This window comes from Stenotrophomonas sp. RS-48, assembly GCF_030053245.1.
Classification (GTDB): Bacteria; Pseudomonadota; Gammaproteobacteria; order Xanthomonadales; family Xanthomonadaceae; genus Stenotrophomonas; species Stenotrophomonas maltophilia_P.
Genome location: NZ_JASGBV010000046.1, coordinates 59,679 through 72,629, shown reverse-complemented (window position 1 = coordinate 72,629; position 12,951 = coordinate 59,679). Strand labels below are relative to the sequence as shown.

The following is a 12,951-nucleotide window of genomic DNA, read 5'->3' as shown; positions in this document are numbered from 1 at the left end:
CCTGGCCACCCTGCTCGACCTGGAAGGCGTGGCCGTGCGTTCCGGCCAGCACTGCGCACATCCGTTGCTGTAGTACTTCGGCGTCGCGGCCACCTGCCGTGCTTCGCTGGCGTTCTACAACACGCACGCCGAGATCGAGCGGTTCATTATCGCCTTGGCGAAGGTGCGGAAGTTGCTGGGGTGAAATTCGCCAGAGTCAGGGAAATACGGGAACGCTGCAGGGGACTGCGGCGTTTTTTATTGCTCGTGGGACGCAAGCCAGTAGAGGTGAAACCGGGAAATGCCGAGTAATGCAAGGAACGGGCAATCTCATCGTAATGCCGAACCATTCCATCATCAGCGGCCTTGAGACATCGCCTTCTACATGCCAACAAGCATGGATACCCCGGAAGCAATCAAGAAGACGTACATCATCACTACACCCCTCAACACCCACCGTCCACCCTGATGGACCGCCTGCCCCTTGGAAGTGAGGGCGAGCACTGCGATACCACGCAAGCACCCAAGCCACCAGTCAGCCTTGATGATTCCGGCTGCAGCAAGTACTTCTGGCCGTTCGCGCTCGATTTTCAGCAACATCCTGTGAGCCGCAAATGCGTTTATCCACATGGCACCTAGAATGATGGAAGCCCAAACGGGGTAACTCTCAACAAGGCTTTTCATCGATCCTCACGTTGGCACTGCACTATAAAAATTCTCCAGACACACTCCACCGCTCACATCAATCCGCAACTTCCGCTATACGGCAAACCCCTCCACCCACATCCGCCTCAACCTTGACATAGAGATTGTTCGTAAAATACACATCCCCATGGCAAACCACACGGGCATTGTTCTCGTAGTACGTTACAACAAGCGAGGAATCAGCAGCGATCTCCGGTTTTGCAGCCCTGCTTTCACCGGCAGGAATTGCTCCCAGGTCAACCGCACCACCGCCGACCCCCAAGTTGATGTCATGAATCACGTCCCTTCCAACATTCTTTACAACAATCACAGGATCCGACAACCAATCACAGCCTTGCAGCCCCAGTGAAATGACCACAGCTGCCAGGCATGAGCGGGTTCGACGCACAGTGATCTACAGCCGGCGGTAGCGAACATGACCCCAGCCGTGCTGCAGCAGCAGTTGGAGTGAATCAGCCAGCTGCCGAAGGCCAAGCAGAAGATGGTGAGCGAGGTTCCGGACTCGCTGTCGGCGCATGCCGGGCGATAATCCACCCGATCTCCGCAATGACGACAAGGCCCGCGATGTGTGGCCTGGTGTTCCATAGGCTGTCAAGGGCCAATCCTGGATCACTTTCCGACTTTCGCTTTACGGAGCATCTCTCGACGGATAGTCAAACACCAATGCAAATCTTCCCTCAGAATCGCTTTGAGGCAACTCAAACCTGAACTTCTTCAATGTTTCTCTGGCAGCAACATCGATGGCCCTATTTCTAGAGCTCTTGTCAATGCTGACATTGATCGGCTCCCCACGCTTATCAATATGGAATCGAATTCTGACACAGGCGGCTTCATATCCAGATCCCAGTGGATCTCTCGGCACCCTAAATGACTCACTGTGCAGAATCAGCGCTTCAGTCTTTTGAATCACTTCCGCCCAACCACCGGATCTGCAATCGCATGCCATGCCATTCGCAACAAATATTAGGAAAGCCGTGGAAACAGGAAACATTCTACTGCCCTCCAAACAATGTCTCTGGCACAGGAATTCCACAGCAATTCGTTCTTAGCGGCAATCCCAAATGCTGCCCGTATGGCTTCTCTAAAAATCCTATCGCCCTGTCATCGCGGGCGGTTCATTATCACCTTTCGGGCTCAGTCAATCGACCGACGATCAGGCAATCGGCATTCCTCCCTTGACCTCCTGGAGATCAGAGCCACGCACTCGTTGACTGGAAGTCCACAGGTGTCCGCTGACATGACGACACCTTCATGGTTGGTCAAGACGAAATAGATCCTCAGCTTCTCGTTCCCCGCCTGATCAAATGATGGCCTAGCGTCGATCAAATGCACCCTACAGAGTTGAGTTTCCGGCACACTTTCGGAAGCCTCGAAGCCGGACTCGAGCAACGCCGCATACTGATTTGCCCTCACATTTCCCGGGTCGTTATTTATGACCCTACTTCCACCCCCCTCCCTGCCATCGCAGGCTGCGAGTCCTGGCAGGCAAAGCACGGCTACAAAAATACCGACCAGTCTTCCAAAGCCACCAAGCACTGGGGAATTTCTCACTGGAATCGCTCCCGAGACTTCGCACACCACATTTATGTTCTTTCACAGAATCCGATCATTCTCTCCACAATGACCGAAGCACACTGACCTTCGTCAGCATCACACGTCGAAGCAGCCAAGAAACTTCCGCCACCACCCGTTAGTACGTAGAAAATTCTTCTATCCCTTCGACCGTCCCGGGAGAGCTCGAGCTGCGACACCACCAATTCCGCGTTGACCTCACCCTTCCCAGCGACAGGGCGGGACCGAATGATTTTATCCATCTCAGCATGTATTTTCTGAGATGCAGAACTATCGTGATCCTGATTGGCAACCTTGAGCACACAATCCTGATCCTGCACGCAAGAGGCCAGAAGCGGTAGCGACACTACAGCAGACAGAAAAAATCCAGTATTCATCGAAATCCCTGCTTCAGTCACTTTCCCGGAAGTTGTTCATCAACACGCCTCGCATCAGGTTGTCCTTCAACCCGTCAGAACCCATTGTCGATTCCGAGGCGTCGTATCGTTACCTGGTACCGCATCCTCATCCCTTACAGTGATTCGCGCTCCATTTTGATTCTCCATAATATGATTGGTCGGCACGAGGACAATTGGCGCAATCCGGGCCGCACTGAATCGAAAGGCGTCAAGGCTCCGTTCACGACAGTGCTTCCATCGGCGGTCGAATCCCCGGCGCGCATCGCCAATGCAGAAGGGCGTGCGGCCTGACCCACGCCCCACCTAGAATGGCGCCATGAGCACCCTGACCTTCCGCGCCGCTACGTCGGCCGATATCCCTGCCCTGATCTCGCTGGTGACCTCCGCCTACCGGGGTGACGCCAGCCGGGTCGGCTGGACCACCGAAGCCGACCTGCTGGACGGCGCCCGCATCGATGCCGAAGGCATCCAGACCGACCTCGACCGGCCCCGCTCGACCATCCTGCTGGCGGAGCGCGAGGGCCGCCTCGTGGCCTGCGCCCACGTCGCCGATGTAGACGGCAAAGGCTACTTCGGCATGTTCTCGGTCGATCCGGCCCAGCAGGGGGGCGGCGTCGGCAAGCAGCTGATGGATGCGGCCGAAGCCCACGCCGCGCGCGAATGGGGCGTGCCGGTGATGCAGATGACCGTGATCGACGTGCGCGACGAACTGATCGCCTTCTATGAGCGCCGTGGCTACCGCCGCACCGGCATCAAGAAGCCGTTCCCCTACGGCGACGAGCGCTTCGGCATTCCCAAGCGCGACGATCTGCGCTTCGAGATCCTGGAAAAGCCGCTGGTGGGAGCCACCGCATGAGCGATGCGTGGACCTTCGTCTGCGCCGGCAGCGACCTGCTGCCGGGTGAAATGAAGAGCGTGTTCGACGAGGTTACCGGTACGCCGATCGTGGTGTTCAACCTCGATGGCGAGCTGTATGCCCTGGAAGACCAGTGCACGCACGAGGAATTCGAGTTGTCCTCCGGCGAGTTCAACACCACCGAAGGCAGCGTCGAGTGCGTGCTGCACGGTGCCCGCTTCGACGTGCGTGATGGCCGTGCCCTGTGTGCCCCCGCGTACAGCCCGGTCCCCAAGTTCCCGGTCAAGCGCGAGCACGACGCCATCTGGACCCGCGACGACCGGGACTGACCGGCCCATCCGCCCCGCCTGGGAAGGGCCCTGCAGGCGCCCACAGGGCCGCGAGTGGCCAGGTACAGACCTCCCGCAACACCGAAGATGCGAATCATTATCGTTGCTGTTACTCTACGTAACATCTTCGTAATGCCCATCGCCGCGCCATGGCCTCGCCCGCGCCCATCGCTACGCTCTGCCAGCTTGCCCGCATGGGCGGGCCGCTGTTGGCTGCGCTGCTGCTGGCACTGCTGCTGGGATGGTCGGCGCTGCATGAAGGGTCGCGCAGCTCGCTGGTCACCACGCCGGCGCTGCAGGCGCAGGACAGCCTGCCCGCAGCGCCTTTCGGCACGCCGCCCCGCGAGCAGGCCATGCCACGGGTGGAAGCCGAGCCCGATGACAGCCGGAGCATCAAGTCCCCGCTGCTGCGGCGGTTGTGTGGCCCGCTTCCGGTGCCGCCACTGGTGCCGGCAGCCGCGCCGTCGCCCTACCCGGCCCCGGCGCTGCCGTCGCGCTACCAGCATCCCCCCGGCCAGGCGCCTCCGTCCCTGCTGAGCTGACGCTTCCCCCGGCCGCGCCCGGGCGTCCGGCGCTGCCCGGACATCCACCTCCGATCCCGCTTCAAGTCCGCTTCCGATCCTGCCTGCCGCGCCGTCATCCGGCACCGGCGGATCGTTCCTGTCCCGCTACCCACCCAGACCCATGAACCCGATCAAGAGCCGCAAGCACGCCTCCCCACTCCGCAACCTGCCGTTGGCGACCGCCAGCCTGGCCGCCGGCCTCGGCCTGGCCACGCTGCCCGCGCTGGCCCACGCCGAAGCGACCGACAATGCCCGCACGCTGGACAAGATCGACGTGCACGCCACACATGGCTACAAGGCCGACAAGGTCGCCTCGCCGAAGTTCACCCAGCGGCTGCAGGACACCCCGCAGACCATCCAGGTCATCACCAGCGACCTGTTCAACCAGCAGGGCGCCACCACCCTGACCGAAGCGCTGCGCAACAGCCCGGGCGTGGGCACCTTCTATGCCGGCGAGAACGGCAACACCACCACCGGCGATGCGCTGTTCATGCGCGGCTTCGACACCTCCAACAGCCTGTTCGTCGATGGCGTGCGCGACCTCGGCTCGATCTCGCGCGACGTGTTCAACATCGAACAGGTGGAAGTGACCAAGGGGCCAGCAGGGACCGACAATGGTCGCTCGGCGCCGACCGGCGCCATCAACCTGGTGAGCAAGCAGGCCACCCTGCAGGACGCCACTTCGGCCAGCGTTTCGCTGGGCAGTGACCAGCAGCGCCGGACGACCGGTGACTGGACCCAGTCGCTGAGCGCGACCAGCGCGCTGCGCGTCAACGCGATGTGGCAGGACAGCGACCAGCCCGGCCGCGATCACGTGCAGAACAAGCGCTGGGGCCTGGCCCCGTCGCTGGCGTTCGGCCTGGGCACGGCCACCCGCTACTACCTCAACCTGCTGTACGTGAAGCAGGACAACGTGCCCGACGGCGGCGTGCCGACCCTGGGGCTGCCGGGCTGGACGCCGCAGCCGACGCTCGAAGCGCTGGCCGGGCATCCGGTGGATCCGGAGAACTTCTACGGCACCCGTGCCGACCACGACGACGTGACCGCGAAGATGGCCACGTTCCGCTTCGAACATGATTTCAACGACAGCGTGCGCCTGACCAATACCGCGCGTTGGGGCCGCACCGAGCAGGACTACCTGCTCACCGCCTTCATGGGTACCGGCGCGCTCGGCGCCAATGGTCGTCCGACCGGCAACATCGGCTACACCAACCCCGCCGACCGTTCGACCTACACGATCGCGCGCAGCCTGCCGACCTTCAAGGACCAGCGCAACACCATCCTGACCGACCAGTTGAACCTGCGGGCCGACTTCAGCACCGGCGCCATCGGCCATGCCCTGAGCGCAGGCCTGGAGTTCACCCGCGAAGAACTGGACAGCTACGGCCAGGCGGCCACCGGCGGCACCAGCTGGCCTGCCGCGAACCTGTACGACCCGGACTGGAACGTGACCGGGCTGACCTGGGCGCATAACGGCGCCGATGCCCACGGCAAGACCACCACGTCCTCGGCGTATCTGTTCGACACGCTGGCATTCGGCGACAGCTTCCTGCTGACTGCCGGCGTGCGTGCCGACCACTACAAGACCGAGTACGCCAGCGCCTCGGTCTGCGGCGGCCGGAGTGGTCCCGCCTGCGGCAGCAATCCGGCCGGCACCGTGCTGCGCAACCCCACGCTGGAGGCCTCCGACACTCTGTTGAACTGGAAGCTGGGCGCGCTGTACAAGGTGGGCGACACGGTCAGCGTGTATGCCAACTACGCGATCTCGCAGCAGCCCCCGGGCGGTGCCAACTTCCAGCTGAGCAGCTCGGCCAGCAGCGCCGACAACCCCAAGCTGGACCCGCAGAAGGCCAAGACCTTCGAGGTCGGCAGCAAGTGGGCATTCCTGGAGGATGCACTGGCCGTCAACCTGGCGTTGTTCCAGACCGACGTCGACAACGAGATCAATACCACCGTGCTCGACGAGGCCGGCAACCCGACCCAGACCGGCAGCAAGCGCGTGAAGGGCGTGGAGCTGTCCGCCGTGGGCCGCCTGACCGACAACTGGTCGGTGTCGGCCGGCTTCAGCCACCTCGACACCGAAGTGAAGGAAGGCGCCAAGGTCGCTGCCGACGGCACCACCAACCTGACGTACACGCCGGACGATACGTTCACCGGCTGGACCAGCTACACGCTGGCCCACGGCATCACCGTCGGGGGTGGCGTGCGCTACGCTGCCGGCATGCATCGTGGCACCGACGGTGCTGTCGGCACACCGTCATTCACCAAGTCCTACGTGGTGTACGACGCCGTGGTGTCGTGGGCGGTCAACGAGAACATCTCGCTGCGCTTGAACGGCTACAACCTGTTCGACAAGGCCTACGTGGCCAGCATCAACAAGAGCGGCTACCGTTACACCCCGGGTGCCCCGCGCACCTTCCTGCTCAGCGCGGACATCCGCTTCTGATGTCCTGGCGCGGGGGAGCCCGGCTCCCCCGCGCAACGACGAGGCAACACCATGCTGCTGCACATTCCCAACGTGCTCACCGCTGATGAAGTGGCACAGGTCCGCCAGCAACTGGACACCGCCGACTGGACCGATGGCCGCGAGACCGTGGGTGCCCAGGGTGCGCAGGTGAAGCACAACGAACAGCTGCCGGACGCGTCACCAGTGAAAGCCGAGCTGGGTGCTGGCGTGCTCGCCGCACTGCGGCGCAGCCCGCTGTTCTTCGCTGCGGCACTGCCGTTGAAGATCCTCCCCCCACGCTTCAACCGCTACCGCGGCGGCGGCACCTACGGCTTCCACGTCGATGGCGCAGTGATGAACCTGGGCAACGGCGAGCAGCTGCGCTCGGACATCTCCTGCACCCTGTTCCTGTCGGCGCCGGACGAGTACGACGGCGGCGAGCTGATCATCAGCGACACCTACGGCGAGCACGAGGTGAAGCTGCCGGCCGGCGACCTGATCGTCTATCCCTCCAGCAGTCTGCACCAGGTCAATCCTGTTACCCGGGGCGCGCGCGTGGCGTCGTTCTTCTGGGTGCAGAGCATGATCCGCGACGATGTACAGCGTCGCCTGCTGTGGGAAATGGACACGTCCATCGAGCGCCTGCGACAGACGGGAGGCGACGCTGATGCGGTGCTGCAGCTGACCGGCGTGTATCACAACCTGCTGCGACGCTGGAGCGAGGTCTGAGCCACTCCAGGCCGCGCCTTACATTTTAGCAATCATTCTCATTTGCATCCGCTAACAGCTCTCATTACAATCACGCCCCGTTGATGCTGGCCGCTGCCGGCAAACTATCTGGGGACCCCCGCTTGCTGCGCCCGCTCCGCCCTCGCCCACTCATCCATCGCAAGATGGGCACCGCCATGCGCGGCCAGCGTCCCGCGCTGGCCAGCCTGCTGGCATGGGTGGCGATGCTGGCGTTGCTGCTGGGCACCCTGCCGCTGCTGCCGCACCCGGCCACAGCGATGACCTTGCAGATGCCGCTGGAAGAACGTGGCGGCGAAGGCCCGTTGCAGGAAGAAGCCCCGGCCAAGCTGCGCCGCTGTGCCTCCGCCCCGGTAAAAGCGGCCGAGAAGGCGCCGCCGCTGCTGCTGGCCAGCCAGTGGCTGCGTACCGAACTTGAACTCGTACCCGCCACGCCGGCCATGCCCGGTGTGCGCCCGGACTGGCCGCTGGCCGCTCCGGACACGCCCTGGGCCGACGCGCCCGGGCGTCGCCAGCAACGCGGCCAGGCGCCGCCGCTCGCCTGATCCACGGCCCGACGTGACCGCCTGCGCGGTCGCGTCCACACGCCGCTGACTGCTTCTTCCCTGCCGCCCCTGACCGGGCTTTCCCTGCCTGCCGTGCGCGCTCCGCACCCGGCATCGCGCTGCCTTACATCCTTCGAGGTATCTGCCATGGCCCAGCGCCATCGTGTCCGTTCGTCCCTGTCCCGCCCCCTGCTGACCAGCGCCGTGCTGGCGGCGATGGCGGCCCCTGCTTTCGCCCATGCAGAGATCGCCGGAGCGCCGCAAACCCTGGACAAGGTGGTCGTCACCGCCTCTGGCTTCGAACAGAAAATCACCGATGCCCCGGCCAGCATCAGCGTGGTCAGCCGCGAGGAACTGAGCAAGCGCCCCTACACCAGCCTGGTCGATGCGCTGCGCGATGTGGAAGGCATCGACGTCGGCCTGGAAGCCACCGACAAGAATGGCCGCGCCACCGTCTCCATGCGTGGCCTGCCCTCGGAATACACCCTGGTACTGATCGACGGCCGCCGCCAGAGCAACGTCGGCCAGCTGTATCCCAACAACTTCGGTGGCGGACAGTTCTCCTACCTGCCGCCGCTGGATGCGATCGAGCGCATCGAAGTGGTGCGCGGCCCGATGTCCACGCTGTACGGCTCGGATGCGATGGGCGGTGTCATCAACATCATCACCCGCCGCAACCAGGACAGCTGGCACGGCGCGCTGACCCAGGGCTTCACCGTGCAGCAGGACGACCAGTTCGGCGATGCCCGCAGCACCGACGTGTACCTGAGTGGTCCGCTGCTGAAGGACCGCCTGGGCCTGTCCGTGCGCGGCAGCTACTACGATGCGAAGGCGTCCAATCCGGAATGGGATGCGCTGCCGTTGCCCGATGGCACCCTGTGGGAACGCAGCATCGGCTTCGGAGGTGGCGGCAAGTCGGTGGCCAACACCAACTGGAACACGGGCGTGCGCCTGAACGTCCACGTCAATGACGACCACGAACTGTGGCTGGACTACGACGTGTCGCGGCAGAAGTACGACAACAGCGAGGGCCAGACCGGCACGCTCGACAGCCTGGCCAGCCTGTGGCGCGTCGGCAATGCGGTCATCCCCGATCCGGATGGCGGCGGCACCATCACCCGCCGCGTGGTGCAGCCGCGCGTGGGCTACACCGCCTACCAGCGCTATGAGCGTGACCAGGTATCGCTGACCCATCAGGGCCGCTACAGCTTCGGCACCTGGCAGACCTCGCTGACCCACAGCAAGAGCAGCAACCTCGGCCGTTCGCTGCCACTGACCCTGGACGAGCGCGCCAACCTGCAGACGCTGTGGAATGACGTCTGCCGCCGCACCGGCGCCGCCAACAACTGCGCGGCCGGTCGTGGCAATGCGCTGTCTGCCCTCGACCCGAGCGAGATGGCGCGCCTGCAGGCGTTCCTGCCACGTCCGCTGCGCACGATGGAGCTTGAGGGTTACGTGCTCGACACGATGCTCGACCTCGATTTCGGCGCGCACAAGCTGACCGTTGGCGGACAGTACAACGACACCGACATGGTCGACGGGGTGTTCGGCATGGATGGCGCCGGCTACCGCAGCAACACCCGGCAGAAGCACCGCATGTGGGCCCTGTTCGCGGAGGACAACTGGGCACTGACCGATACCCTCACGGCGACCTTCGGCCTGCGCTACGACGACCACAACGTGTTCGGCAGCCATGTCAGCCCACGCGGCTACCTGGTGTGGAATGCGAGCGACGCATGGACCTTCAAGGGCGGTGTCAGCACCGGCTACAAGACACCGCGCCCGGACCAGCTGTTCCCGGGCATCACCGGCTTCGGTGGGCAGGGCGTGCTGCCGCTGGTGGGTTCGCCGAACCTCAAGCCGGAAACCAGCACCAACTACGAGCTGGCTGCCTACTACGAAGGCCAGCGCTGGGGCTTCAACGTCACCGGCTTCTTCAACCGGTTCGACGACAAGATCGCCAGCGGCGGCACCTTCCCGAACTGCGAAGTGGCTCCGGCCGGCAGCGGCTACTGCGTGGACATCGGGCCGGGCTGGGCCTCGCTGGGCTACAGCACCTTCACCCAGAGCGTGAACATCGACAAGGCCGAAACCCGTGGCGCCGAACTGGCCGCGCACGTCGATCTGCTGGAAACCCTGCAACTGCGGGGCAACTACACCTGGACCCGCAGCGAACAGACCAGTGGCCCGCAGAAGGGACTGCCGATCAGTGGCACCATGCCGGCCCGGCATATGGCCAACGCCAGCCTCAACTGGCAGATCAGCGACGCGGTCAGTCTGTCGCTGATCGGCGAAGGCCGCTACGACCGCTACCGCGATACGATCCTCGATGCGGCCGGCAACAGCCACGACCGCGTCTACGAGGACTACACGATCTTCCACCTCGGCGGCAGCTGGAAGGCCAACGCATGGCTGACCGTCAACGCACGCGTCAACAACCTGCTCGACAAGGACTTCGTCTCGCAGTCGTGCCTGCTGATCAGCCAGAGCGAGTTCAGCTGCGTGGACGATTACGCGACCAAGGACCAGCGCCGCAGCTACTGGATCTCGCTCAACGCGAAGTTCTGAGGCGACCCTGCCCGGTGCCGGCCTTGGCCGGCACCGGGATACAGAACGATACGCAATTGCGAGCTATTCTCATCAATGATGTAATGCGCAGTCCGCATCCGTCCTGAATCCCCGTCGTGAGCCGTTCCGTTCCCTCCAACGTGCAGCAGCAACAGAGCCGCGGCTTCTGGCTGCGGACGCTGCACCAGTGGCACTGGATCAGCTCGGCGGTGTGCCTGATCGGCATGCTGCTGTTCGCGGTGACCGGGTTGACCCTCAACCATGCAGCGAAGATCGAGGCCAAGCCCGAGGTGCAGAACCAGCAGCTGCAACTGCCGGCCGATCTGCTCGTCCAGCTCGGCACGCGCGAGGACGGCCACGCGCCGATCCCCCGCCCGGCCCGGCAATGGCTGGATACGCAGCTGGGCATCGCCATCGGCGGTCGCCCGGCCGAGTGGTCGGCCGAGGAGATCTACTTGTCGTTGCCGCGACCCGGCGGCGACGCCTGGCTCAGCATCGATCGCGAAACCGGCGCGGTGGAATACGAATCAACCTCCCGCGGCGTGGTGTCCTACCTCAACGACCTGCACAAGGGCCGCAACGCGGGCCCGGCGTGGGGCTGGTTCCTGGACCTGTTCGCCGTGGCCTGCCTGGTGTTCTGCATCACCGGCCTGTTCCTGCTGCACCTGCATGCACGGCAGCGGCGCATGACCTGGCCGCTGGTCGGCCTCGGCCTGATGATCCCGCTGTTGATCGCCCTGCTGCTGATCCACTGAACCATCGAATCCCCTTCACCGGAGCCGCCCCATGCGCGTCACCCTGACCATCGCCCTCAGCGGCCTGCTGGCCACCTCGCCGGCCTATGCCGCCACGCTCGACATCAACGTCGAGGTGCCCAAGCTCAATGTCGCCGAGTATCACCGTCCCTACGTAGCGGTGTGGCTGGAAGGCGCCGACCAGAAAGTCGCGGCCAACCTGTCGGTCTGGTACCAGCAGACCAGCAACAACGAAGGCCATGGCACCAAGTGGCTGCCCGACCTGCGCCAGTGGTGGCGCAAGAGCGGCCGCACCCTGCAGGTGCCGGTGGACGGCGTGACCGGCCCAACCCGCCCGGCCGGCAAGCACGCGCTGTCGTTCAACGACAAGCAGCCGGCGCTTAAGCAGCTGGCCCCGGGCAACTACACCCTGGTGGTGGAAGCGGTGCGCGAAGTCGGTGGCCGCGAACTGCTGAAGATCCCCTTCACCTGGCCGGCCACCGCCGCACAGAACGGCAAGGCGCAGGGCGCCACCGAACTGGGCCAGGTCACCCTCGCCATCAAACCGTAACCGCCTGAGCCGGGGTCAGAGCCCTTTCCGTTGGAAAGGGGTCCGACCCCGGGGTCGGATCCCTTCCGCAGGAAGGGCTCTGACCCCACCCATCCAACGTCCCTGGAGTCTTCCGCATGAAGCGCACGCTCGTCCTCGCCGCCGCTCTGGCCGCTGCCCTTCCCTTTTCCGCACTCGCCCACAAGGCCTGGCTGCTGCCTTCGCAGACCGTGATCGCCGGCAACGCGCCGTGGATCACTGTTGATGGTGCGGTCTCCAACGACCTGTTCTACTTCAACCACGTGCCGCTGCGCCTGGAATCGCTGGTGATCACCGCGCCGGACGGCAGCACCGTGCAGCCGCAGAACGCCTCGACCGGCAAGTACCGCAGCGTGTTCGATCTGGAGCTGAAGCAGCAGGGCACTTACCGCATCGCTTCGGTCAATGACGGCCTGTTCGCCACCTACGAACAGAACGGCGAGCGCAAGCGCTGGCGCGGTACCGCCGCCACCTTCGGCGAACTGCCCAAGGACGCGGAGAAGCTGGAAGTGAGCCAGTCGGTCGGCCGCGTGGAGACGTTCGTGACCAATGGCGCGCCGAACGATACCGCACTGAAGCCGACCAACCGCGGCATCGAGCTGGTTGCGGTCGGTCACCCGAACGACCTGTTCGCCGGCGAGGAAGCCACTTTCCGCGTGCTGGTCGACGGCAAGCCGACGGCTGGCCTTGCCTTCGAGATCGTGCGCGGCGCCACCCGCTACCGCAACGCGCAGGACGAACTGAGGGTGACCAGCGACGCCAAGGGCGAAATCAAGGTGACCTGGCCGGAAGCCGGCATGTACTGGCTGGAAACCGGCACTGAAGACAACAAGACCTCGGTGAAGCAGGCCGCCAAGCGTCGCCTGAGCTACGTGGCCACGCTGGAAGTGCTGCCGCAGTAATGGGGACCGCGATGCCGG

General features: G+C 64.2%; 12 protein-coding genes and 1 pseudogene. 11 read left to right on the top strand and 2 right to left on the bottom strand.

Annotated elements, in window-relative coordinates; translation table 11 throughout:
* A pseudogene (locus QMZ25_RS09825) lies at positions 1-184 on the top strand (aminotransferase class V-fold PLP-dependent enzyme); the annotation flags it as partial.
* A gap of 176 nt (positions 185-360) precedes the next feature.
* Here the strand turns inward: QMZ25_RS09825 and QMZ25_RS09820 are convergent.
* Both QMZ25_RS09820 and QMZ25_RS09815 read right to left on the bottom strand, forming a co-directional pair.
* Positions 361-663 (bottom strand): hypothetical protein, encoded by a 303-nt coding sequence (locus tag QMZ25_RS09820; RefSeq protein ID WP_283219539.1) that lies wholly within the window; start codon positions 661-663, stop codon positions 361-363.
* A 58-nt stretch (positions 664-721) separates the two neighbouring features.
* Entirely contained in the window at positions 722-1,042 is a 321-nt protein-coding gene (locus QMZ25_RS09815; protein WP_283219538.1) for a hypothetical protein, read from the bottom strand.
* Positions 1,043-2,970: 1,928 nt separating this feature from the next.
* On the opposite strand from QMZ25_RS09815, the gene QMZ25_RS09810 reads away from it, so the two are divergent.
* From QMZ25_RS09810 to QMZ25_RS09765, 10 genes are all read left to right on the top strand, one after another.
* Positions 2,971-3,510: a GNAT family N-acetyltransferase gene (locus QMZ25_RS09810; protein ID WP_074900552.1), complete on the top strand. Its 540-nt coding sequence runs from the start codon at positions 2,971-2,973 to the stop codon at positions 3,508-3,510.
* The gene (locus QMZ25_RS09805; RefSeq protein ID WP_053516647.1) at positions 3,507-3,839 is read left to right on the top strand and encodes a non-heme iron oxygenase ferredoxin subunit; all 333 of its coding nucleotides are present in this window, start codon (positions 3,507-3,509) and stop codon (positions 3,837-3,839) included. The genes QMZ25_RS09810 and QMZ25_RS09805 overlap by 4 nt, the downstream gene beginning before the upstream one ends.
* A 149-nt stretch (positions 3,840-3,988) precedes the next feature.
* On the top strand, positions 3,989-4,381 hold the full coding sequence (locus QMZ25_RS09800) for a hypothetical protein (protein ID WP_262219184.1): 393 nt from the start codon (positions 3,989-3,991) through the stop codon (positions 4,379-4,381).
* 142 nt (positions 4,382-4,523) lie between these two features.
* Positions 4,524-6,848, top strand: a complete 2,325-nt coding sequence (locus tag QMZ25_RS09795) for a catecholate siderophore receptor Fiu (protein ID WP_283219537.1) — start codon at positions 4,524-4,526, stop codon at positions 6,846-6,848.
* Positions 6,849-6,899: 51 nt separating this feature from the next.
* Entirely contained in the window at positions 6,900-7,577 is a 678-nt protein-coding gene (locus QMZ25_RS09790; RefSeq protein ID WP_193396380.1) for a Fe2+-dependent dioxygenase, read from the top strand.
* A gap of 164 nt (positions 7,578-7,741) precedes the next feature.
* Entirely contained in the window at positions 7,742-8,140 is a 399-nt protein-coding gene (locus tag QMZ25_RS09785; RefSeq protein WP_053516642.1) for a hypothetical protein, read from the top strand.
* Positions 8,141-8,287: 147 nt separating this feature from the next.
* The gene (locus QMZ25_RS09780) at positions 8,288-10,708 is read left to right on the top strand and encodes a TonB-dependent receptor (protein ID WP_283219536.1); all 2,421 of its coding nucleotides are present in this window, start codon (positions 8,288-8,290) and stop codon (positions 10,706-10,708) included.
* Positions 10,709-10,824: 116 nt separating this feature from the next.
* Positions 10,825-11,463, top strand: a complete 639-nt coding sequence (locus QMZ25_RS09775; RefSeq protein WP_283219535.1) for a PepSY-associated TM helix domain-containing protein — start codon at positions 10,825-10,827, stop codon at positions 11,461-11,463.
* 31 nt (positions 11,464-11,494) lie between these two features.
* The gene (locus QMZ25_RS09770) at positions 11,495-12,013 is read left to right on the top strand and encodes a DUF2271 domain-containing protein (protein WP_065174546.1); all 519 of its coding nucleotides are present in this window, start codon (positions 11,495-11,497) and stop codon (positions 12,011-12,013) included.
* A gap of 116 nt (positions 12,014-12,129) precedes the next feature.
* Positions 12,130-12,933 carry a DUF4198 domain-containing protein gene (locus QMZ25_RS09765; RefSeq protein WP_283219534.1) on the top strand — a complete coding sequence of 268 codons (804 nt, stop codon included), beginning with the start codon at positions 12,130-12,132 and terminating at the stop codon, positions 12,931-12,933.
* Positions 12,934-12,951: the final 18 nt, after the last annotated feature.